Origin of the sequence: Mesorhizobium sp. M4B.F.Ca.ET.017.02.2.1 (genome assembly GCF_003998955.1) — a bacterium.
Lineage (GTDB): Bacteria > Pseudomonadota > Alphaproteobacteria > Rhizobiales > Rhizobiaceae > Mesorhizobium > Mesorhizobium abyssinicae.
This window is the reverse complement of the sequence record NZ_RZOF01000064.1, coordinates 1-22,851: the sequence shown is the minus strand read 5'-3', so window position 1 is coordinate 22,851 and position 22,851 is coordinate 1. Positions and strand designations below refer to the sequence as shown.

16 protein-coding genes and 4 pseudogenes are annotated in these 22,851 nt (G+C 61.8%); 7 read left to right on the top strand and 13 right to left on the bottom strand.

Translation table 11 applies throughout. From position 1 onward, the window contains the following. Positions 1-170: 170 nt before the first annotated feature. Positions 171-3,635 (bottom strand): Ulp1 family isopeptidase, encoded by a 3,465-nt coding sequence (locus EN738_RS10985; protein ID WP_236387764.1) that lies wholly within the window; start codon positions 3,633-3,635, stop codon positions 171-173. Between the two features lie 922 nt (positions 3,636-4,557). Between EN738_RS10985 and EN738_RS10980 the strand changes: the two genes are divergently transcribed. Genes EN738_RS10980 through EN738_RS10965 form a run of 4 tightly spaced genes read left to right on the top strand, consistent with a single transcriptional unit; the run spans position 4,558 to position 7,512 of the window. Then, positions 4,558-4,854 (top strand): DUF2604 domain-containing protein, encoded by a 297-nt coding sequence (locus EN738_RS10980; protein WP_024505654.1) that lies wholly within the window; start codon positions 4,558-4,560, stop codon positions 4,852-4,854. Continuing rightward, on the top strand, positions 4,847-5,464 hold the full coding sequence (locus EN738_RS10975) for a putative metal-binding protein (protein WP_091595799.1): 618 nt from the start codon (positions 4,847-4,849) through the stop codon (positions 5,462-5,464). Before EN738_RS10980 ends, EN738_RS10975 begins: the two co-directional genes overlap by 8 nt. Further along, on the top strand, positions 5,461-5,949 hold the full coding sequence (locus EN738_RS10970) for a Mov34/MPN/PAD-1 family protein (RefSeq protein ID WP_091595801.1): 489 nt from the start codon (positions 5,461-5,463) through the stop codon (positions 5,947-5,949). The genes EN738_RS10975 and EN738_RS10970 overlap by 4 nt, the downstream gene beginning before the upstream one ends. Before the next feature lie 3 nt (positions 5,950-5,952). Then, positions 5,953-7,512, top strand: a complete 1,560-nt coding sequence (locus tag EN738_RS10965; protein ID WP_091595803.1) for an E2 ligase fold family C protein — start codon at positions 5,953-5,955, stop codon at positions 7,510-7,512. A 214-nt stretch (positions 7,513-7,726) separates the two neighbouring features. Here EN738_RS10965 and EN738_RS10960 read toward each other — a convergent pair. The 7 genes and pseudogenes from EN738_RS10960 to EN738_RS10930 form a co-directional block, all read right to left on the bottom strand. Further along, a pseudogene (locus tag EN738_RS10960) lies at positions 7,727-10,194 on the bottom strand (S8 family peptidase). 17 nt (positions 10,195-10,211) lie between these two features. Beyond that, positions 10,212-11,197, bottom strand: a pseudogene (locus EN738_RS10955) (ATP-binding protein). A 356-nt stretch (positions 11,198-11,553) separates the two neighbouring features. Next, positions 11,554-13,524, bottom strand: a complete 1,971-nt coding sequence (rlxS, locus tag EN738_RS10950) for a relaxase/mobilization nuclease RlxS (protein WP_126038545.1) — start codon at positions 13,522-13,524, stop codon at positions 11,554-11,556. 179 nt (positions 13,525-13,703) lie between these two features. After that, positions 13,704-14,387: a lytic transglycosylase domain-containing protein gene (locus EN738_RS10945; protein WP_024505647.1), complete on the bottom strand. Its 684-nt coding sequence runs from the start codon at positions 14,385-14,387 to the stop codon at positions 13,704-13,706. Next, positions 14,375-14,851 carry a S26 family signal peptidase gene (locus tag EN738_RS10940; protein ID WP_245492526.1) on the bottom strand — a complete coding sequence of 159 codons (477 nt, stop codon included), beginning with the start codon at positions 14,849-14,851 and terminating at the stop codon, positions 14,375-14,377. The genes EN738_RS10945 and EN738_RS10940 overlap by 13 nt, the downstream gene beginning before the upstream one ends. 68 nt (positions 14,852-14,919) lie before the next feature. Then, entirely contained in the window at positions 14,920-15,189 is a 270-nt protein-coding gene (locus EN738_RS10935; protein WP_029354917.1) for a helix-turn-helix domain-containing protein, read from the bottom strand. A gap of 180 nt (positions 15,190-15,369) precedes the next feature. Beyond that, a complete protein-coding gene (locus EN738_RS10930) occupies positions 15,370-15,693 on the bottom strand; it encodes a DUF736 domain-containing protein (RefSeq protein ID WP_029354915.1) in 324 nt (107 codons plus the stop codon). 784 nt (positions 15,694-16,477) lie between these two features. On the opposite strand from EN738_RS10930, the gene EN738_RS10925 reads away from it, so the two are divergent. From EN738_RS10925 to groL, 3 genes and pseudogenes are all read left to right on the top strand, one after another. Further along, positions 16,478-16,825: a hypothetical protein gene (locus tag EN738_RS10925; RefSeq protein ID WP_126038541.1), complete on the top strand. Its 348-nt coding sequence runs from the start codon at positions 16,478-16,480 to the stop codon at positions 16,823-16,825. Positions 16,826-17,113: 288 nt separating this feature from the next. Further along, positions 17,114-17,407 (top strand): annotated as a pseudogene (gene groES / locus EN738_RS10920) (co-chaperone GroES); the annotation flags it as partial. Positions 17,408-17,472: 65 nt separating this feature from the next. Continuing rightward, entirely contained in the window at positions 17,473-19,131 is a 1,659-nt protein-coding gene (groL, locus tag EN738_RS10915; protein WP_029354912.1) for a chaperonin GroEL, read from the top strand. Between the two features lie 149 nt (positions 19,132-19,280). On the opposite strand, the gene EN738_RS10910 is transcribed toward groL, so the two are convergent. From EN738_RS10910 to EN738_RS36205, 5 genes and pseudogenes are all read right to left on the bottom strand, one after another. Continuing rightward, positions 19,281-20,282 (bottom strand): zincin-like metallopeptidase domain-containing protein, encoded by a 1,002-nt coding sequence (locus EN738_RS10910; RefSeq protein WP_127283689.1) that lies wholly within the window; start codon positions 20,280-20,282, stop codon positions 19,281-19,283. Positions 20,283-20,758: 476 nt separating this feature from the next. Continuing rightward, positions 20,759-20,953, bottom strand: coding sequence for a hypothetical protein (locus EN738_RS36220; RefSeq protein ID WP_051695369.1), 195 nt, complete (start codon positions 20,951-20,953; stop codon positions 20,759-20,761). Positions 20,954-21,035: 82 nt separating this feature from the next. Next, positions 21,036-21,221, bottom strand: a complete 186-nt coding sequence (locus EN738_RS36215) for a hypothetical protein (RefSeq protein WP_245458208.1) — start codon at positions 21,219-21,221, stop codon at positions 21,036-21,038. Next, positions 21,137-21,406 carry a hypothetical protein gene (locus EN738_RS36210; RefSeq protein WP_245457304.1) on the bottom strand — a complete coding sequence of 90 codons (270 nt, stop codon included), beginning with the start codon at positions 21,404-21,406 and terminating at the stop codon, positions 21,137-21,139. Before EN738_RS36210 ends, EN738_RS36215 begins: the two co-directional genes overlap by 85 nt. Before the next feature lie 764 nt (positions 21,407-22,170). After that, positions 22,171-22,851: pseudogene (locus EN738_RS36205) on the bottom strand (cation:dicarboxylase symporter family transporter); the annotation flags it as partial.

The following is a 22,851-nucleotide window of genomic DNA, read 5'->3' as shown; positions in this document are numbered from 1 at the left end:
GGACAGGAATGTTCCTCACATACGATTTGGGAGCAATGAACGACTTCCTACGTATCAGGTCGGTCAGCACGCGTGTTGCGCCTTCACGCGACACCATCCGCCACTCCATCCTTTCCATTCACCCTGAGGCCCGGCGCCGCCGACAGTTGCGTGACCGCTCCTCCGCAAAGTTATCTTCTGCGTTCAGGGAGCCACGGCGCCTGGGCTGGCTGATGAACACCGTCCGCTCGCGCATGTGGGGTCGAATTGATTTGTGCCCAAGTGGAGGCAGGCTCGTCTTCCAACAGTTGCCGCAGTTCCCCTGGCTCGAACGCCATCATCGGTGGGGAAGCGGGTTCATCCTCCAACAGTTGCCGCAGTTCCCCTGGCTCGAACGCCATCATCGGTGGGGAAGCGGGTTCATCCTCCAACAGCTGCCGCAGTTCCCCTGGCTGGAACGCCATCATTGGTGGGGAGGCAGGCTCGTCCTCCAACAGTTGCCGCAGTTCCCCTGGCTCGAACGCCATCATTGGTGGGGAGGCAGGTTCGTCCTCCAACAGTTGCCGCAGTTCCCCTGGCTCGAACGCCATCATTGGTGGGGAGGCAGGCTCGTCTTCCAACAGTTGCCGCAGTTCCCCTGGCTCGAATGCCATCATCGGTGGGGAGGCGGGTTCATCCTCCAGCAGCTGCCGCGGCTCTTCCTCGTGCGGCAAGCGCCTCCTTAGCCGGTCTTGCAGCGCCTGCCGATCGGCAACGAGGTTGTCGAGGGGCAGCGGCTCGTGGTCTGGCCGCTGCCCTTTCACCAATCGTTCAACCAGCGCCCACGTGCCCTCCAGGACAAATACGCCGCAATCATAATGGTTCGTCTGTCTGGCCATGGGGGCTGGCGCCAAGGTGGCATTCAGCAGTCCTGCGAGCTGTTTTGCAGGCACGTCGTTATATCCCTCTCGCTGGAGGGAGTCGTAGTGATAGGCGAACCGCCTTTCCGGGTCGCGGCGATCAACGAGCAGCAGCGACCAATGGGTGCCGGGGCTAGTAGCCGTGCCATTATTCACTGGCAAGAACAGGAAGTCGGCTGTGGCGTTGTTTTGATTATAGATGGACTGCAATATGCCTCGAGCGTCTTGCGGCGACGTGTGTCGCAGTAGATGGGATACGGAAGGATCCACCAGCCGAGTCCGGGCAGCGAGCGCCGGATTGATCCCCTGCAGTTGCCCCTCCAGCAAATTGTAATCTCTCTGGATATGGGCGTCGCTCAGCCATTCGGCGGCGCCGAGCACCCGCCCCGTTGCAACGTTGGACGGGGCTGTCGGATCGAGCGCCCCGATCTGAGCCCCAGAGGAACTGGTAGTCAGTGTGGTCACATCAACCAGTGGAAGGCCGCGGTAGGTGCCTGGCAGCCTAGCGGTTGCTGGCGAGGCGGGTTGGGGAGCTCTTGCCGGTGCCGCTGGCCCAGCTTCAGCAGCGGCCCCAACGCGCCTGGTGACTGCGTCTGCCGGATGAGCAGAAAGGACAGTTTCGCGCCCGAGCACAATGCGCGGCAGGATATCCCGGAGGTGAGCCAATGCAGAACTGATACTTAGCCTATTACCATAGGAGACAGCCTTGAAGCTCTCAACATCTTTATCCAGCGATTTGTCGTGAATCCGAGCCGCAATCCCAAGCTTGTTATTTTGACGCAGGTACTGACTAAAATGTCTAAGAAAATTTGTATAGCCGCCCACGGTATCTGGATTCCGTCCGGTCGCAGGCGCTGCCAGGTACTCCTTGGTCGAAGCGGCTCTGTAATTTCTAATGAGCTCGGCATCGTCAGGATAGGGGATCACGACAGGGCGAGCCATAATCTGGGCTCCGCCTGTCGACTTCTTGAGGTAACGCAGTGCGCCAGCCACGGTGGAGGAACCACCCGTACTCTCGTACTCCTTGAGATCCTGATCCAGCGACGAATGGTAAAGCCGAGCAGCAAACCCTGGCTTGTTGTTTTGAAGGAGCCACCGACTAAAGCCGAAAAGAGAATTTACATTGTAAGTGACCGTGTTCGCTTTGGCCTTACCCGCGTGGAATGCTGCCCTCAGCCCTTCGATAGCGGTCGCATCGTTGGAATAGACAGGACGCTTGTCGGCACCGTCGGGGACTACAATTGGACGATCCGGCTGCACTGTCGAGGGCATCGACCCACCACCTCCGGGATGCGGTGCTGGGGTGGATTCGTGCTCATCCCTCTGCCTGACGAGCTGCGCCTCACATTCCGGTGTAGCCACCTTATGAGGATCCTGCATCGGTTCGATCCCCTCCATCTCCTGCTGCAACCAAGCCAAAGCTTGGCGAGCGGCCTGCGCGGCTTCATCAACCGCGGAGGATGTCTCCACACCTCTGGCGGACGCCGGCAGAGCCTGCTCCGCCCGCCGTCGAAAGAGCTCTGGCGAGGCGGATTTCTCCGCCCACAATCTGGGCTGCGTAGCGAGTCCCCGTCCAGATTTATGTGGCACCGCCTCGCTTGGCAGCGGGCTGCTCCTGTCCCGTGCAGCTACCAGCTCCTCCGGGGCGCCCTGGTCGCCGTGGCGCCAGTTCAAGTGAGGGACGGCCTCTCCAAAGTCGGGCGCTTGGTGTTGGTGCGCGGTTGGGGCGAGAGACAATGGTAGATCGGTGCCCTCCTTATAACCTACCGGCAGGAGCTCCTCTGGCCAATCGAATCCCTGCTGTGGTGCGGTATGCTGAGCAGCGTCGCCACGGGGACGAGCCTCCATGCTGACCGCGTTTTCCAGATGATTCCCGAGTATAACGCGCGGCGGGTTCTTGCGGAGATAAACCAGCGCAGATTCGATCGGAGCTCCACCATTAGAGGAGGCGGCCTTGTAGCTCTCAACATCTTTATCCAGCGATTTATCGTAAATGCGACCCGCAATTCCGAGCTTGTCATTTTGACGTAGGTAATGACTGAAATGGTTAAGAGCAGTTGCGTAGCCGCTCGCGGATCTGAAATGTCTGGTGAGCGCGGCGTCGTCAGGATGGGGGTTCAGGACAGCGCGACCCACAATCGGGCCGGCTCCGCCCATCGACTTCATCAATTGACGCAGTGCGCCAGCCACGGTGGAGGAACCACCCCTACTCTCGTACTCCTCGAGATCCTGGCTCAGCGACGGATGGTAAAGCCGAGCAGCAAGCCCTGGCTTGTTGTTTTGAAAGAGCCAACGACTAAAGCCGAAAAGAGAATTTGTGCTGCGAGTGACCGTGTCCGGCCTGGCTTTACCCGCAAGGAGTGCTGACTTCAGCCCTTCGATGGCGGTGGCATCGTTGGAATAAACAGGACGCTTGTCGGCACCGTCGGGGACCACAATTGGACGATCCGGCTGCACTGTCGAGGGCATCGACCCGTCGAGATGCGGTGCTGGGGTGTATTCGTGCTCGTCCCCCTGCATCACAAGTTGCGCCTCCCGTTCCGATGTACCCACCTGATGGGTGGGGAGTTGCATCATCACGCGAGCGCCTGAGTTGCCAACCTCACCTGGTTGCCGCTCAGTGACAGCATGCTGCAGATTGCTTTGGATCCTCTGCCTCTTCGTTGGTCTCAACTCACCTTTACCATGCGAGCCATTGACGAGGACCTCCTCGCCTGGCGCACCCATCAACTCGTCCGCCGCCTGCAGTTCGCCCAAGTGCTGCTCAAAACCGGCTTGGCCGGCCTGTCCGCTTGCTCGTGCGGTACGGCGTGCTGCACCTGCAGCCAAGCTGCCACGATGAATGTCTAGTTTGTACGGGTGCACGCTATCCTCACTTCCACAGATCACATGAGCAACCTACTCAGGCAAGCTTTCGAGAGGCTGACGAGGTCCGCCGCCGCGGAAGGCGAAGGCTGGTTTTCTGCTCAGCGGTTGACGGCCTCGCGTGTTGCGGCCGCGCCGGGTATCACGCCAATCAATCTGAATAGTCGATGCGTCAAACGAACCAGGATGGGATTTTCGTAGCGGGGCTGCTCTACTCACTCTTGTCCTGAGGGCAGAATTCAACCATATCGCCGAGCAACTGGATGCCGATTGGATACCCGATCCGGAAAGCTTCAGCTCCTATGTGACGCGATGATGAGGCCTGGTCTCGCAGCGGCATGCGTTCCGAGAGATGCTGCACCAGGTACGAGGCGACCTTATCCAACAAGGCACCACTTGCGCTGTTTTGTGGAGACGAGCGTCGGCATGCATCCATGCGGGTGCTTGAGTGGTGAAGACTCTGAACGACGGTTCCTATGGCGCTGCCGGCGCAATCAGCTGCTTGGGGACGCGTGACGCAGATCAAAGCTCCCCTTGCCGAGCACGGAGCAGGCGAGTGAGAGAGCAGATGAATAGGCGTGTCGCCAATATTTTCGCATTGCTCTAATCGATTATAGTTGTGAGGAGCAATTTGAGACCATTTACTTGCGGCTCAAGTCACCCATAAAAGAAGGCAAGCACCGATTCGGTAGCTTATCCCCTGTCTTTCGCGTACTCGCGGCCGTGGCGCCGGGTGAACGATTGAAGACCGCCGGTCTCACTCGCAGGTGGGTGCCAGGGCGTGGGGCGGTTGGCAAGCCACAGGAGTAGGACAATGTCGAAGGATTCGGGTAAGGGCGATAATCACGGCGGCGGACCGGGCAAGATCGAGATCACGGTGGTGGTGAACGGCCAGCCCACGCAGGTCGAAGCCAATCCCAACCAGCCGCTTCACGTCATTCGTACCAAAGCCCTTGAGAACACGCAGAATGTCGCCCAACCAGCCGAGAATTGGGAATTCAAGGATGAGGCCGGCAACTTGCTCGACGTCGACAAGAAGCTTGGCGATTTCGGTTTCCCGAATACTGTGACCCTGTTCCTCAGCCTGAAGGCGGGCGTCGCAGGTGCCTAAACCCCAAAGTGTGGATCCGGAGGTCTCCCGAGCGAAGTTTGATCGGGAGATCGGCCGGTTCCGGCCATATGCTGATGTCTATCGGGCTCAGGGCTGCTTCTTGATCGAGGCGACTTTTCCGCGCGCTTTCTTCATTTTCGCCAGCCCCAAGTTAAAGCCACGGGTGGTCAGCGCAGCGAGCGAGGTCGACTTCACCGACTACGACTTAAGACCACCGTCCGTGGTCTTCGTCGATCCGTTTACGCGTGATCCGATTGCCCGGAAAGATCTATACCTGAAAATGCTTAGACGTCCGCCGCTGCCCGGAACGCCGCCGGAGATGATAGGAGCTCTCATCCAGCAGAACGCCGTGCCGCTGACGGACTTCATCCAGGCCAACAGTCCCGAGGACGAACCATTCCTGTGCATGGCGGGCGTCCGGGAATACCACGACAATCCAGCCCATTCAGGTGATCCATGGCTACTTCATCGGGGTTCTGGCGAAGGCTGTTTGGCCTTCATCCTGGACAAGATCATCAAGTACGGAATCGTTCCTATAGAGCAGTTGCAGATTCAACTCCAACCGACAATCGTAGGAATGGTGGTATCCCCTCAGGCGATACAAGAATGACTGGTTTGAGAGATGTAACGATCGTGACTCTCCCGCGCGGCTGCATCTCGACCACGCATGGGCATCTGCGCTCAGTTGGTCGCGAGGGCAATGAGGGGATGGCACTTTGGGTCGGCGTTCAGGAAGACCGGCACTTTGCCGTAACAGAGACGGTTATCCCGGCGCAGCGTCACATTCGAACAAACGATGGCGTTTGCGTGATCGTTGCGGCCGAAGAACTGCACCGGCTCAATGTCTGGCTCTACAAAAGCGGCCTGAAACTCTTGGCCCAGATTCACAGCCATCCGGGCCGCGCCTACCATTCGACGACGGACGACGCTTATGCGGTTGCTACCACGGTTGGGTGTCTGTCGCTGGTGGTGCCGAATTTCGCCCGCGAGCCTTTCGATTTTGCTCGGGTCGCCGCCTATCGGCTTGACGAAAAGGCCAAATGGAATGCGCTCCCTCCCGCGGCACTGTCGCGAATGATCATGATATCGAGTTGAACAATGGCATTCGCTAACTTCATCGATCGCGCCGCCACGGCGGCATCTCAGGTCCTGGCCGATTTTCATCTGGGAGACTTCAAAGCAGCTCTTGAAAAGCAGGTCGTGGCAGTCGCCTTCGACCATCAGGCCGCTTCCTGCGCCGAAGGCCAGGCGACATTAGATCTTGCGGTGAGATTGCTCGCTAGGCTCTACCCGGTTCTGGCGATACTCCCGCTGGACAGCGCGGCGAGCTCTCAAGCCCAAGCGCTGGAGCGCTTGGCAAAGTCGATCAATCCAAAAGTCGGCATCCGGCGTTCCGGCAAGTCTGCCACCGTCTGCGTCGTTGCAGGGGTAACGCGCCCATCACTCCGGTGCCCGATCTTTTTCGTGGGATCGGACGGTTGGGCGGCAAAGCTGTCGCGTACGGACCCGGTGGGCTCTGGCCCAAGTCTGCTGCCTTATGGAGCTGGCGCCGCCAGTTGCTTCGGCGCCGCCAACGTCTTTCGAACTATCTTCGCCGCCCAGTTGACCGGCGCCGAGTTGGACGAAACCATCGACCTCTCGCTATGCAGCTACGACAAGACCAAAGCCGGGGAGGCTGGCCCGATCGACTTTCCAGTCGACCTTGGCGAAACCCACCTCGTTGGGCTCGGTGCGATAGGCCATGGCTCGCTTTGGGCGCTAGCGAGACAACCCGATCTCAAGGGTCGTCTGCATGTAATCGATCACGAAGCGATCGAACTCTCAAACCTGCAGCGCTACGCATTGGCCGGCCAGGCGGAGATTGGTATGTCCAAGGCGGTTCTTGCAGCCACCGCCCTTAGATCGACTGCCCTTGAGGTCGAGGCGCACCCTCTGACGTGGGCAGAATATGTTGCGCGCCGGGGCAATTGGGTCTTCGACCAAGTGGGTGTGGCGCTTGACACCGCCGCCGACCGTCTGGCTGTCCAAGGTGCACTGCCGCGATGGATCGCAAACGCTTGGACGCAGGAGCACGATCTCGGTATCTCCCGGCATGGTTTCGATGACGGCCAGGCTTGCCTTTGTTGCATGTACCTGCCATCCGGAAAATCCAAGGACGAGCACCAGCTGATTGCCGAGGAACTCGGAATACCGGAAGCACACGAGCAGGTGAAAACGCTCCTGCAGACCAATGCCGGAGTTCCCAACGACTTTGTAGTTCGCGTGGCTACAGCGATGGCTGTGCCGTTTGAACCGCTAGCCCCGTTTGTCGGCCAGCCCCTGCGCTCCTTTTATCAGCAGGCTATCTGCGGCGGTCTGGTGTTCCAGCTTAGCGAAGGAAGTCGCCGCGTTCGAACTGTCGTTCCGATGGCCTTTCAGTCGGTGCTTGCCGGGATTATGCTTGCCGCGGATTTGGTCAAACATAGTGCGGGGTTTCCCATGAGCCCGACGACGAGCACTCGGGTGAATCTTCTGCGCCCCCTTGGCTCTCACTTGCACGATCCGAAGGCCAAGGACTCCAGCGGCCGCTGCATCTGTAGCGACGACGATTTCATTGCCGCTTACAGGCGCAAATACGGCGAGCCCGTTGATCAGGTAAGCGATGTCTCGGCCGCCTAAGCAGACGCGCACCTCTCCGTGGACGCAGGGGGCGCGGCTTGTGGGCGTGACCATGGGCGCCATTATGACACGCTTGGCCCGCTCCTTTGCCCGCCTATCGTCCTCCGCGCATGATCCCTGACACCTCCTTGCCGACGTGATGATCCAGCACCAGCCGCCATGGCACCAGAGGCTGGTCAAACCTCCGTTGTTGGCCGGTTTGGACAGTGCTGCATCAGGTCTCGACCGACGTCTCGACAGTCAGGGCTGCTTCGACGGGTGTGAAGATGTCAACATCGACCCCAGGCGCCCGAATCGTCACAATCAGGGCGTACCGAGCCAGAGCGTCGACGCGTTCCAGGTAAGGCTTCTCCTTCCACCAGCCCCCGACCGGGAACACGCCGATCGCGTCACGCTCGGCGAGATCGGCGGCGCTGCCCGACCAGAAATCGGCGTGCAACGAGCCGCGATCGCGGAAGGTGCCGAGCAGCCACTCTTCTCCGCCTCCAGCAGGCGCCCCTTCCTCCTCGTCCCGAGCGGCCTGATTGATGCGGGCTCGGAATTCGTCGACTGTCTCGGTCGCTGACTTTACTCTGAACCGAAGACCATGGGACGCGTAACGATGCCGGCGGGTCCATCCGCGTTCACCGGGGTTGGGTTCGATGAAATAGGACAGCGTGACGCGGAGCTCGACCTGGGCAGCGCCGAGCGCCGCGAGCTGCTCCTTCGGCCAAGGCAGGCGATGCAGCTTCATGTCACGCGTTTTGGCAGCCGCGCCGCCCTCGCGCTGGAAAGGCTGAAGCTCATCTTCAACGATAAGCGTGAGGTCGTTCACCGTTGACAGAAGCGCGCGCCCAAGATCTGGCACGCCATAACCATAGCGCCGCACGAGCGCCTGGATCTCGCCCTTCGCTCCGTTGCACGCATCGATGCGTGCGCGCATCGCCGGAGTCCATTCGGCCGAGTGGACGATCAGGGCGCGAACCGTTTCAGGCCACAGCTCGGGGCGCGCTGATAGAATTAGTCCCGCCATCCGTGCGGCATGGGCCGTTGCCGCGCTCGTATCTCCGAGGGTGGTGAAGTGGCGCAGTTCGGGTCGATAGAAAGTGGTCAATATCTGCAGATCGTCGATCGGCTCGCCAGGCAACACACCGTCATGGGCGAGATTGCCGCCTTCGAAGACGACCTCGGGCTTCACCGGCCACTGCCTGTCCCAAACGACCGAAGTGCGACTGCGCGGCGAGAGCTCGCCGACCGGCGCGATCGGAGCGTAGCCCGCAAAGTCGGTGTCAATGATATCGACCTTTTCTGTGAAAGCGCCGACCGTCAGCGCATTCCAGGCCTGAGAAGGATCATCGACTGCTTCCAGATCGTTGCGCGTCAAATGCTCGGCCGGCATGAGGTCATCGCCGATGTTGCCGGCAGAGAGAACGATCAAGCGTCGCTGTTCCTCTTCGAAACAGAGTTGGTCGATAGCGGCAGACCACGATGTGGGCCTTCCACGCGCCGGACTGGCGCTTGTCACAGCCATTGCGATCGCGCGGCGGCGCTCCGGCGCCTGCACCTCGGCGCGGGCGATCGCTTCCGCGGTGATCGCGCCATAGAGTTCTGGATCGTTTGCCTCGTCTTCTGGCGGAAGGATACGAACACTCTCCAGCCGAAAGGGCAATGGAACTGGATCGCCTCCGACCAGGAGCGGGACCAGATCACCGTACAGGCCGACACCTGCCATTCGCGTCCCGTGGCCGCTCCACGCAGGTGTGTCGTCGCTGCCCCATGCCGGTTTGACGGTGTGCCAGTCTTCAACGGCAAGTGCGGGTTCGATCAACGGGTGGGTGCGACGCACGCCGCTGTCGAGAATGCAGACCGCAATATCGGTTGAGGCGGTCTGACGCGCCCGAGAAGCTCGTCGCTCCAGTCCCTTTGCTCCGCGCCGCCAAGGCCCATGAAGAAGGACGGCGTATCCTTCGCGCGCCGCAGCTCGGCGACGACATCGCTGTGCGCAATCATGCGGTCGAGCATTGCCGTGCTGGCGAGTGCCAGCATGACCACCCGCTCCGGAAACCTGACCGCATGCGTGCGCAAAGTGATGTTCAGGGCTTCGGCAATGTGCTCGAAGTTCTCGCGGCGACCGTCGCGCAGCCAGACTTCCCACCACACCTGCTCGTCAGCGGCCTGGGGGAAGAGGTCGTCGTGGTCGGTAAACAACGATCGTGCAGTCGCCAGCCTGACTGTCTCCATGCGGGAGACGAGCGGCTCGTTGCGCGGTCTGCCGCGGTCAGTGTCAACGTCTCGATACGCCTCGACTTTCCGCAAATAATAGGCTTGCGCGCTTTGCGGCAGGAACACCGACGCTGTGATGGGAGCACCGGGTTGAGTTGGCTCATGGACGGCGACCAGCTCCATGTGCTGGCGACGATCGGCCAACTGGTCGAGGGCCGCCCGTCCGGACATGGGCAGATCGATCTCGAGATAAAAGCCAGGCGTGCCGACCGACAGCTGGGGGTCACGCGCCGCAATCTGCTGGCGTGCACTTTCGACCGCTTGTTCGATGGATTGCGTCAAGGCCGCAGCATGCGACGCCCGATCACGCGCCGGCAGCGGCGGTGCATGTATAAGTTGGTTGGGCCGCCGATAGGCTTCCCGAATGCCGTTGTTGCGAAGGTGGATATGGGCGCGGTCGCGCGGAAAATCGTCTGCCATTATGATCTGTGCTGTCGCTACTCAGACAGCGAAGCCTGCCGGCGTTCCTTCAGAGCGTCGATGAGCGCTTCCGAGGTGATCCGCCCCCCCCCCGCAATATGATGGTTTTTGCAGCGTCGTCGGCCGCGCGGGTGATCTCGGCCTGCGACAGTCTCTCTGCCTGAGAGATCGCCTCGTTCCAGGCAAGCCCTCTGGTGTCGAAGCGGTCGAGTCGAGCCCGAAGCAGCGCCTCGATAATCGGCCGATCGGGCACGGCGTATTCGATGACATTGTCGAAACGGCGGAACAAAGCTCTGTCGAGCAGCTCGGGATGATTTGTTGCCGCAATAATCAGGCTGTGGCTGTCGTCTTGCTCGAGAAACTGCAGAAACGAATTCAGCACGCGCCGAATCTCGCCAACATCCTGGCGTTCGCCTCGACGCGCGCCGATGGCATCGAATTCGTCAAAGAAGTAGACGCCCCGCGTCGCCTGCATTGCATCAAAAACAAGCCGCAGCTTTCCGGCAGTCTCTCCCATGAACTTGGTGATCAAACCATCGAGGACGATCGTGAAAAGGGGCAGATGAAGCTCCCCGGCCAATGCCGATGCGGTCATCGTCTTGCCTGATCCTGGCGGGCCGACCAGAAGCAGTTTGCGACGGGGAACAAGCCCGTGCTCGCGCAAGCTTGCTTGTTGGCGCTGCTCTCCCAGCACGCGGTGCAGGCGCGAGCGCAGACTGTCCGGCAAAATCATGTCGGTCAGTCGCAGGTCCGGATAGCGCACATGCAGGAGCCCTGCGAGCTCGCCCTTTGGCTGAAAAAGGGGAACCGGCCGACTGCTCTTGGCAATCCGGGCGTCCCTGCTCTTGGCTGCGTCGACCAGATCCTTGAGCTCCTGAGCAAGCTTGCCATGGCCTTGACGTGCCTCATGCGCAGCAAGCTGCATCGCGATAGAGAGGAAACGATCCTCGTCGCCGGCAAAGTGGCTTTTAAGCAGCGTCACGATATGGCGGGCCGTGGTCATGGCTCTCTTCTGGGGTATCCGTTTACTTGGCGAAGCGCATGCAACCTAAACGCTTTCAACGGCGATTTGTATCGCGCAATGGTGTTTTTTCTCTTGTCGATGTTCGCCCGTGGCAACTTCAGCGGTGAACTGTTGCGCCGCGGTCATAGGCCAGCCGGAATAACGCCGGCCAGCAGACAACAGTCCGCATCTTCGAGCGCTCGAAGTCTGGCCACTCACGCAGCGTGTCGGGTCCGAACGCTCCAAAGCCGCCCCGCCTGGCAGGTCCATGCGACCGATTGCGGGCGTGCGGCCATAAGGTCTACGCGGGCTCGCATGGCTGCCCGCGCCGCTGGCTAAAAAAGCTGTACACCATCTCACGAAACACCAGGTCCGCTCCTTTGCCGGCCGACGGTCCATGAAATCCCCTCCCCACTCACGACACCGGAGACCTCCTTGCCCACATGGCGCTCAAGCACCGGCCGCCATGGCACCAGCGTGAACTCGCGCGACTTCTCAACGACGGCATATTTTCCGCTGGCAAGCTCGACGGAGCGGCGGAGCGTACCCTCTACTCGTCCTCCGGATCGCGCTTCGGCATAGGGCAGGCCAAGTTCCTCCGACAGTTGGCCAGCAACACGGTTCAGTTCTCGCTGGCGCAGGATCGAAAGCATGTTGGCTCGATAGACGATCCGATCCTGTTCTTCATGCGCGTGGCCTTGCGCGATCAGCCACTCCCGCCGGCGAGCTTGCGCCTCTCTCACGTCGCAGCCGAAGCCGGATCCGTGCAAAGGCTCGGGTCTATCGGCAACCAGCTCCCGGTCGAGCCAGGTGGCGCCGTTGAAGCTGACCTGTCGCTCCAGCGCCATTGAGGAGAGCTTGTCGACAACGAAAGGCTCGGCCCTGGCCCGCTGGCCCTCATAATTCGCGACGCGATCGAGATGGTCCGGCGCGATGAGCCAGGTGCCGTTCGGCTCTCGCTCAACGCCGCCGGTCGCGCGGCGGATCGCCTCCAGCCGCCGCACATGCGTTCGCGCAAAGCTCTCGGTGGCGGATGGGTCATGCTTCAGGTGGATATCGACGTCGTAACGGCCGCCATTCGCGGCGGCGATTTCGGCGATGGTACGATCGACCCGCCTCGGCTCGGTGTTCCTTGGCGCGACACGCACGATGCAGCCATTAGGCATCGTTTCCATCGCCTCGCCTCTACCGATGTCGATCCAATGGCTCTTACCGTCGACGGCGTCGACGATCATGTAGTGGCGGTCATTGATCTCGTCGGCCAGTCCACGCGCGACAACGCGACCGACGAGAGACTGGACGGGCTCGCCGGCTCGATCGTGGATCACCCAGTCGGCGGCACTGCGTGCAAGCCCCTTGCCGGCCAGTTCGCGGTGGATGGTCTTGATGATGTCGCCGCGTTCGCCGGTGCGGCGCAGCGTGGCTTCGAGCTCATCGTCGAGGCGCCAGGAGCCAGCGCCGACCTCCGCGGCCAGACCCATCCGCTCGAGCTTGCGCAGCCGTCCCTGGTGCAGCGTCTGGCGAATGGCGTCGGGACCGCCCGGCGAGACCAGCCCGTCATCATCACGCATGCTGAGCAGCCGACGGTCGATGCTGGTGAAGCGTTCCTGCTCCATTTCCCGGCGCAGGCGAAGCTCAATCTCGCGGTCGGTTCGCGGACCGAGATCGAGGCTGACCAGCTCGGCCGCCCGCTCGCGGATGCCAGATGAGATATATTCGCGCGCGATGACCAGGTTCTCGCCACGGTCGTCCCTGCCTCGGACGATGATGTGGCTGTGCGGGTGGCCGGTGTTGAAATGATCAACCGCGACCCAGTCGAGCTTCGTGCCGAGGTCTTCCTGCATCTGCGCCATGAGCCGCCGCGTCAGCGCCTTCAGGTCTTCATACTCGATGCCGTCTTCGGCAGCGACGATGAAGCGGAATTGGTGGCGGTCGCCGTCCGCGCGATCGATGAACGCCTTGCCGTCGACGCGGTCGCTGTCGGCGCCGTAGAGCTCGCCAGGCGCACCTTCTCGGGTGACGCCGTCGCGCTGAAGATAGCGTAGATGGGCACGCGCCCCGTCCGCGCCCTTGCCGGCGAGCTTGACGATCCGCGCCTTGACGATCACCCGGCGCTGGCGGAAGGCGGCATACCGGTCGCGCGATTTCAGCAGCGCCGCAGCCGCCCCGCCGCGCCCTGTCCGGCTGCCCGTGAAGCGACCGCCGGGCTGGGGCTGGCCGCCGGCTCGGTTGACGGCTGCCCGGACTTGACCGGCATAGCGTTTGCCTGCCTTCGAGCCGCGCGACCCGATTTTGCCGAGCTTCGGCCTGAACTCGTCATCCTTCATGCGAGCCTCCCAGACATATCAAGCAAAATCAGACACTTACACGTCCAACCCTCTTGGCACCGGCGGCAGCCTCCTGGAAAAACGATGTGCAGACAAAGATTTAACCGCCTCCTGGAGGCGGTACCTTTATCTTGCCTTACGCGCCCAGCCCCGCCAGACGCGCCCCCGTCCGCCCATGGCTAACGCACCGGCTCCTTCGGCTGCGCGCCGTCCTTGCCGAGCGGCACGAAGAGATCGCCGTTTCGCACGCCTGAGTGAACACCGTCATGAATGAAGAACAGCGACCGTCCGAGAGGAGCGATTTGCGCCTTTGGAGCGACAGATTGGCTTTCGAACGCCTCGATGTCGGCCGCCGAAACTCCGGCCGCCTTGAGTTGGTCGAGGTACTCGACGGTCTCTTCTGGCAGCGGTTTGCCACGCTTCAAATGCTCGTCGTAGCGCTCGGGACCGGCATTGTAGGCGCCAAACAGGCCAGGAAATCCGAAGCGGTCATACATGGCGCTGAGATAGGCCGTGCCGGCCAGGATATTGTCGCGCGGATCGTGGGGGTTAGGCCCAAGGCCGTGTTCGACCCGCATCTCCTCATAGGTGCCGGGCATCACCTGCATGAGGCCCATGGCGCCAGCGGGGGAGGTGATGGGGCGGCCGCCGCGCATTGTCTTGCCGCCGCTTTCGGCAGCCATGACGGCATAGATCCAGGCTTGGGGAATATGGAAGCGCCGGCTTGCTTCCGATACCAACGTCTGCCACTTTCGCAGCTGCGGACTTTGGGAGATGGCGACCGGCTCAGCGCCGGTCGAGGCGGAACAGGCGCATGGCGCAATGGCGATCATGCCCAACAAGAGGAGGGTCACTCGGTCCATAGCGGTACGAGCCTCCCGATGACATTTTGAGTGGGAACAGGCCCGAAATAGCGGCTGTCGAAGGAGCGGTTTTTGTCGCTGCCGAGCAGGAAAACCTCGTTATCCCCGAGCGCTCGGCAGCCGTTCCACCATGGCAAAGGTCGGCCTTCGGCGTCGATTTTGAGCCGGCGCGCGACGATGTCGCCGCCGATGATGATGGCGTCATTGAAGGCGCAGACATTATCGTCCGGCAGCGCTGCAAGACGTTTTGCCAGCGGCACATTGCGAGGCAGATAGCTGCGCTCGGCGGCGAGATACGCCGCGTATTCAGGCGGGCGCACGAGCACGAGATCGCCACGCGCCAGCGCTCCCGCAGCGATGCGGTAAAGGCCGATCGGCGCGCTGGCCGAGGCGTTCCAGACCAGCCAAGGGGTGGGCTTTCCCAGCGCCGTGAAGCCCAAAAGACCGAGACCGGCCGCGGCCAAGGCGACCGTCTTACGGGCTCGAACACGCCTCAGGCGGCTGCCGATCAGATGGATGGAAGGGCGCCGCCTCATGAACGGCCTCCCGTGCCGCCCTGGCCGGAACCGGCCTTGCCATCGCCGGCGGTGGAGTGCTGCGGGTGTCCTTTCGACCAATGGTCGAGTTCGTCGATGTGATAGCGGACATAGCGGCCGTGCTTGCGGAATTTCGGGCCGCCGCCCTTGAGCCGCATCTTTTCGAGCGTGCGCTGGGAGAGCCCGATATAGAAGGCGGCTTGGGCTGTGCTGAGAAACGGGCTGCCCTTTTTCGCGCGGGCCGCGCGTTCGTTTTCGTCGTCCATGATGATCCTCGTTTCGCTTCGGACAAGCGAGGGCGAGGATGGGCGAGGGAGATCGTCTCGGGGACGGGCGAAGAGTCGGGGGAGAGTTTTCGCCGCCCTTTAGGGCGGACGGGGTTTGGGTGGAACTCCTGGGAATGAGCCCCGCGCCGGGGCTGCGGCGCGAGGCTCTATCTCGGCCGGTCAGTCGGCCGGGTTCCAGATGATGGCGTAGGTGTCGTGATCGTCCTGGCCGGCGGCGCGGCCGAGATTGGCGTAGAGCTTGCGCGGTCCGAACTCCGGCGCTGCAATCGACAGGCTCACATAATCCTTGCCGGAAGTCTCGCCGGTGCGGATCCAGCCGGCGCCAACTTCGACCCCTTGCGTAAGCACCCGGAAGTCGGGATGGTTGTCGGCGCTCTTGGCCTGGTTGGGGACGATATCGATGTCGGCGCGGACGCTGAGCGTCTTGAGCTGGCCCTTGTAGGCGCCGTTTTCCTGCTTGTTGACGTAACCGATCGCGGTCATTTCGAAGTCTCCTTTTGTGGTTTCGCCGGGGACCATCCCCTGCGATGGCGCACCGTAATGGGCGCGTCAGGACCGCCTGAATCCGACAGGGCCGCAGCGACAGCGAAGGATCCGAGCGGGCAGCTTTTTTGTGAGCGAAGCGGCGCGAGGAAGCCGCCGCAGGCGGCGGGGAAAAAAGCTGATGGCGAGGGTTTCGGGCGGCCGGACCCGCCCATAGGTCGACAAGCCAGCCGCAGGGATGGTCCTTGGAGAGAGCATGGAGACCGCTCGCCAAGTGCGGTCTTTCAGCCAAGCAGGACGCCGGGATGAAACGGCCTGCAAAGATGCTGCGCCCTTATGCCGGATCGAGATCGTGCCAGCGGGTCGGGCGCCAGAGCAGACATCCGGCATGGTGCGATCTATGAAAGCAGGGCTCGCCAGCGGGAATTTGATACGCGAAGGGGCCAAAGCAAGGCTGGATGAGAAGCCGGTGCTACCTGCAGGTCCAGTGTCATGTGGCGGCGCTCGGGAAACCGCTACGCAACGTGACGCGCTCTTATGAGGCGAACAGACCGGCCCCAAAACCGATCGACCGGTGGTCGGCGCGAAACGCGTCATGCCTGTCCGAAAGCTGACAGTGGCAGAAGACGCATGTCGGGTTCCGCACAATTGACCATGCTGGATTTGTGAGGTTTTCAGGGAGAGCCATGCGTTCACTACCCAGTGAGCTTTGGCACGGCATTTGCACTTGAGATGTGGCAACACGGATCGAAGGTTGACTGCATGCACAAGCGCGAGATGAGCAATGCTCTCCTTTCCTGGAGGCTTGGCAGCAGATTCGATTGTGACGTTGCGAGGAGCTTCAGCCGCTCGCGGCGGAAGTGATCTCAAATCTGAAGGCACCGTTGGGGCCGCAGCCATCAAACACATCTTTCTCTTTTTCGCAGCTCGTCATCAACGCGATGCGGACTTCTTCGCGTCGACGGCGGCCGAAGGTGGAGAAGGGCTCGACTTGCAAAAAGGAGTTGTCAATGACGTCTTACGTTCGCACCAACAGCCCGGCGCAGGTGCGCTCACTGTCCACCTTTGGCAAGCATCTGCAAAGGAGCGTGCTGACGGCGACGCTGCTTGCCGCGGCTTCGACGGGAAGTGAAGCGCAGCCCCATGTTCGTGCTGACGGCAGCACGACTGACGACTTGGAAGCGGCGCGCGCAAGTTGGCGTCATGACGCCGAATTCAATGGAAATGTGGGGCTCGCAGCCATCAACGCGGATGCGCGTATGCGTTGGGTTCCACCGGGGAGGGGGCCAGAGCTCCTCGCCTGCCCTCGTCCGTCTTGACGAGTGCCCGCTTACAGCCTACCTCACTATCGCGTTAGCACTCGTCCATCGCGAGTGCTAACAAAAACCCCTCAACATCCGCACCAGGGAAAAATCCGAAAATGGCAAAGTCGAAGTTCCGCCCGCTGCATGACCGCGTGGTCGTTCGCCGGGTCGAATCCGAATCCAAGACCGCTGGCGGGATCATCATCCCGGATACGGCAAAGGAAAAGCCGCAGGAAGGCGAGATCATCGCCGTTGGTTCCGGCGCCCGTGACGAAGCCGGCAAGCTCGTCCCACTGGACGTCAAGGCCGGCGATCGCATCCTGTTCGGCAAGTGGTCGGGCACCGAAGTCAAGCTCAATGGCGAAGACCTTCTGATCATGAAGGAATCCGACATCATGGGCATCATCGGCTCATATCAGGCCCTTTCGTCAACTGAATTCCCGGGCTCGATTGAAGCCCCTGCCAGGAGCTAAAAATGGCTGCCAAAGACGTAAAATTCTCCCGTGATGCCCGCGAGCGCATGCTGCGCGGCGTCAACATCCTCGCCGACGCGGTGAAGGTCACGCTCGGCCCCAAGGGCCGCAACGTCGTCATCGACAAGTCGTTCGGCGCCCCGCGCATCACCAAGGACGGCGTCACCGTCGCCAAGGAAATCGAGCTTGAGGACAAGTTCGAGAACATGGGCGCGCAGATGGTCCGCGAAGTTGCTTCGAAGACCAACGACATCGCCGGCGACGGCACCACGACCGCGACCGTTCTGGCGCAGTCGATCGTCCAGGAAGGCCACAAGGCGGTTGCCGCCGGCATGAACCCGATGGACCTGAAGCGCGGCATCGACCTCGCGGTAACCGACGTCGTTGCGACGCTGATCAAGAACGCCAAGAAGATCAAGACCTCCGAAGAGGTTGCCCAGGTCGGCACCATCGCCGGCAACGGCGATGCTTCGGTCGGCAAGATGATCGCCGAAGCAATGCAGAAGGTCGGCAACGAAGGCGTCATCACGGTTGAGGAAGCCAAGACCGCCGAGACCGAACTCGAAGTCGTCGAAGGCATGCAGTTCGACCGCGGCTACCTCTCGCCCTACTTCGTCACCAACGCCGACAAGATGGTTGCCGAGCTCGAGGACGTCTACATCCTCCTGCACGAGAAGAAGCTGTCCAACCTCCAGGCCATGCTGCCGGTTCTCGAAGCCGTCGTGCAGACCTCGAAGCCGCTGCTCATCATCTCGGAAGACGTCGAAGGCGAGGCTCTGGCCACGCTGGTCGTCAACAAGCTGCGTGGCGGCCTGAAGATCGCCGCCGTCAAGGCGCCGGGCTTCGGTGATCGCCGCAAGGCCATGCTGGAAGACATCGCCATCCTCACCGGTGGCCAGGTCATCTCGGAAGACCTCGGCATCAAGCTCGAGAATGTCGGCCTCAACATGCTCGGCCGCGCCAAGAAGGTGTCGATCTCCAAGGAGAACACCACCATCGTCGACGGCGCCGGCAAGAAGGCCGAGATCCAGGGCCGCGTTGCCCAGATCAAGCAGCAGATCGAAGAGACCACTTCGGACTACGACAAGGAGAAGCTGCAGGAACGTCTGGCCAAGCTCGCCGGCGGCGTTGCGGTGATCCGCGTCGGCGGTGCGACGGAAGTCGAAGTCAAGGAAAAGAAGGACCGCGTCGATGACGCCCTCAACGCGACCCGCGCGGCCGTCGAAGAAGGCATCGTTGCTGGTGGTGGCGTCGCGCTGCTGCGCGCTTCGGCCAACATCAAGGCCACCGGCGTCAATGCCGACCAGGCCGCCGGCATCAACATCGTTCGTCGTGCGCTGCAGGCTCCGGCCCGCCAGATCGCGGCCAACGCCGGTGCGGAAGCATCGATCGTTGCCGGCAAGATCCTTGAGAACAAGGGCGCGACCTTCGGCTACAACGCCCAGACCGGCGAATATGGCGACATGATCGCCATGGGCATCGTCGATCCGGTCAAGGTTGTCCGCACCGCTCTCCAGGACGCGGCCTCGGTGGCCGGCCTGCTGGTCACCACCGAAGCCATGATCGCGGAGGCTCCGAAGAAGGAGTCGGCTGGCGGCGGCGGCATGCCTGGCGGCATGGGTGGCGGCGGCATGGGCGGCATGGGCGGTATGGATTTCTAATCCAGCTCTGGCAGCTTTCGCAACGAGGGGCGGCAGCAATGCCGCCCTTTTTTTGCGAACCTCGATCCGATAAACGATCGGCGCCAACGCCGGCCATGTTAGCGCAACCTCAAAAGAACTGTCGAGTTGGTTGCGCGGCTTTTGCGTCATCAGAGGCGCAAGGCGGCCGCGTGTGATGATTGCGCGCTTCCATAGGCGGTTTCGGCATGTGCCTCGCCTTCGACATCGGCATTGCGGCCAAGCAGGAAATCGGCGGCTTTCGAGGCATGGCTTGCGGCGCGGAAGATGGCGCGGTTGTCCTCGCGCAAAAACGTCAGCCATGAGCCGATGTAGTCGGCATGGCGCACGGTCGGCTCGATGCCGAGACTGCTGCAGATGAAGGCTGATGCGATTTCGGCGACCAGTTCCTCGCGCGCATAGGTGTTGGACCCGAAGGAGCCGGACAGGTCGCGCGCGAGTCGCGTCGGGTGGCCGGTCCAGTGGCCAAGCTCGTGAAAGCAGGTCCGGTAATAGTCGATCTGGTGGAAGAAAGCCGGCTGCGGCGGCACCTGTATGGTGTCGCTGCCGGGCATGTAGAAGGCGCGCTCGCCGCCGATGCGAAAATCAGCGCCGGTTGCATGAATGAGCGCCTCGGCCTGCGGGACCATCTCGCGCTCAGGCAGAGGCTCGCCGGCGGCATAAAGATGTTCGGGCAGATTATCGCACTGCGCGACATTGAAGACGGTAAAGCGCTTCAGGAAGGGCACCGCCTGCGGTTCGTCGCCATCGGTGTCGGCGCGTTGCTTTTCGTTCTTGGGAACAAAGCGGTCAGCGTGAACGATGGTGGTGCCGTGCTCACCCTTCCTGACATTGCCACCTAGGGAAAGCGCCTGCCGGAAGGTGAGCCAGTTCTGGCTGGGGAAACCGCGATCGATGACCCCGCCCCACAGGATCAGGATATTGATGCCGGAATATCGGCGCTGGGTGGCCGCATTCCGCGGCAGGCCGAGGCCTGTCCTTGCCCTGCCCCACGGCTTGACCCATGGCACGGTGCCGCGCTCCAGTTCGGCAATGATGCGGTCGGTGATTTCCTGATAAAGGCTGGCGCCGGTGCGCCCGCCACTCTCTGCGCCAGCCTGTCGGCTGCCGCAACGTTTGTTGTTTGCACGCATCGTGATGTCCTCCGCTCTTCAATCGCGCCCTCCCCGGAAGCGGGGTGGGCGGCGAAAGCGACCGGAAAGGCCCGACGTCGGAGGCGGACTGCATCCGCAGGACCGGAACGGAGTGGAGGACCCGAAGCGAAAGCGAAGGGTTGCGGGACGCCGCGGCGGGCCTAGAAGGGAGTGCTGCCCGCCCTGCGCCACCGGGGAAGGCCACGATAAAAACGACGCCGGCCGACAGGCCGGCGACCGTCAGCAGCCGAAGGCTGCCCCGCGCCAGGGGGCGAAGCCGCAGGGCCAAGACCGCCTGAGCCTGGCGAAGATAAGCGGGCTCGGTTCACGAGCACCCGGCCAGCGCCTTCAGGCGCGGGCGCTCAGGATTGTTGTTGGCGCCCACGGCAGCTGGATGACCGCAACAAGATGCCGAGGAGCAACAGCAAAGCCAGCTGCCACAAACGGCACGCTCCGGCAACAACAGCGTGGCCGATCTACAGATGCTGCCCCGCACGAGAGCCTGCACGCTTTGAGCGCGCATCGGCGAGCAAGCGTTGCAAGCTGGCCATGTCGACCAGGTGGGCGATCACTATATCGCCGACCACCAACGCGGGCGTACGGTCGATGTGCAGACCTTTCGCGAGTGCGCGGACGCGCGCAAGTTCATCTGCGATGGCCGGATCTTGCATTCCCGCTTGAGCTGCTCCACGTCAAGGCCCACACGCGCTGCGATCTTGAGAGTGATCCTTTCAATGATCCAACTGGGGGAAGTCATAAGGGCGCGGTGGAATTCGTCGAACTTTCCCTGTTTTCTCGAGGCGAGTGCGATTGGGAATCCGGTCCCAGGACCGGGAACCGTCTGATCACAAGCTTCAGATTGGGATCATTCTTGAAGGCTTTTTGGTAGTTGAGATCTGCCAGTCTGCAATGCGGACAGTTGTGGTAGTCATTGAATATGACCAGAACGGCATCGCCTTGCGGGTTGCCGGCGATTGGCGAAGGGGGTCGTTGTCGAATGCGCCGCTCCACTTTTGCCTGTCGATCGACCACGCCTGCCGGTGCAGGTTCGCGCTATATTGGCTCGCCAGCACGGCGAGGAGTAAAAGAAGAGCTGCGACAGTGATGGCAGTCGGCTTAGACATGAGTCTCCAATCCATGGACGGCGTGGCAGCAACGGCCCGCCTTTTGGTGTAAAATGCTTTTGATCGAGCCCCGCACTTGCCACAGGGCGCAGTCGCGAGGGCGCACAGCTATAGATGCCGGTGCGCTCTGGCGGTTTCTGGAAAGATGGCCTTGCGCCATCGGGCCCACCCCACCCAGCTGAGCGTCGTTCGCGCGGGCCGGGCAACCGCGACCGCCATTCACCACGCCGGGCGACTGACCGTCCGCCCGGCAGAGCGCTGAAGGGTCCCCGGACCTTCCGGGTTGCCGGCGATTTGGCGAAGCGGGGTCGTTGACGAGTGCGCCGCTCCACTTTTGACTGTCCATTGGCACGACTGCATGGGCGGGGGCGGCCTTTCCCGCGGCGGGTGCGCGCTATTATGGCTCGCCAGCACGGAAAGCAGCACGGCGAGGAGAAAAAGGAGAACCGCGAGAGTGGTGGCCGTTGTCTTAGACATGAGGCTCCAATCCATGGACGGCGTGGCAGCAACGGCCCGCCTTTTCGGTGTAAAATGGGTCGCTTTTGATCGTGCCCCGCAGTTGCTACAGGCGCACAGGTGCGGGTGCGATCTGGCGGTTTCTCAAATACGGCTTTGCGCCATCGGGCCCACCCCAATAGCTGAGCGTCGTTCGCGCGGGGAACTGCGTTCACCACGCCGGGCGACTTGACCGTCCACCGCCAGAGCGCTGAACGGTCCGCTAGTGAGGCGCTCCCCGAATCGTCGTTTATCCCGCTCGCCCCAGACCGGGCGACAGCCAGCGTTGCCGCTACGCTGCGGAGAAATATCGTCAGCGCGTGGCATTCGGACATAAGCTGATCGACGCCAAGAATAAGACCCACGGAGGTGACCGGTGCGGCCGGAACAAGAAAGAGCGTTGCAGCCATTGTGACGAGGCCTGCACCGGTAATGCGGGTTGTTCCGTTCGAAGGGAACAATGCGACGAACAGCATGAGGATCCGGCAGCCGATCGGCAGATCAGTTTTCGTCGTCTGGGCGATGAAGAGGGCGGCGAGCATCATATTCGTGCCGTCCAGATTGAATGGAATGAGACCCACGACCGAATGCGTGGCGCCGGCCTTTTCCATCTTCTCCATGAGCGAGGGCAGCGCGGCCTCCGAGGAGGACGTTGCGAGCAGCAGCTCGTCCTTGATGTATCGGACGAGAGAGAAGATCGAGCGGCCGTTGTAGCGGCAGACCGCGCCGAACAGGACCGAGAAGAACAAGACTTGCAGGATGTCGCCTTCCGCGAAGGCACTGGCAATGGTTGATGGGATGATGTTCATCAGGAAGCTGGTCACGGACTGCTCGTGAGCCGTGGCCACATAGCCCTTAACGGCTTGGACATCGAGCGAGGCCGGATCGATGTTGAGGCCGGCGCCAGGCTGAACGATATTCGCGACAATCAGTCCGACAACGAGTGCAAG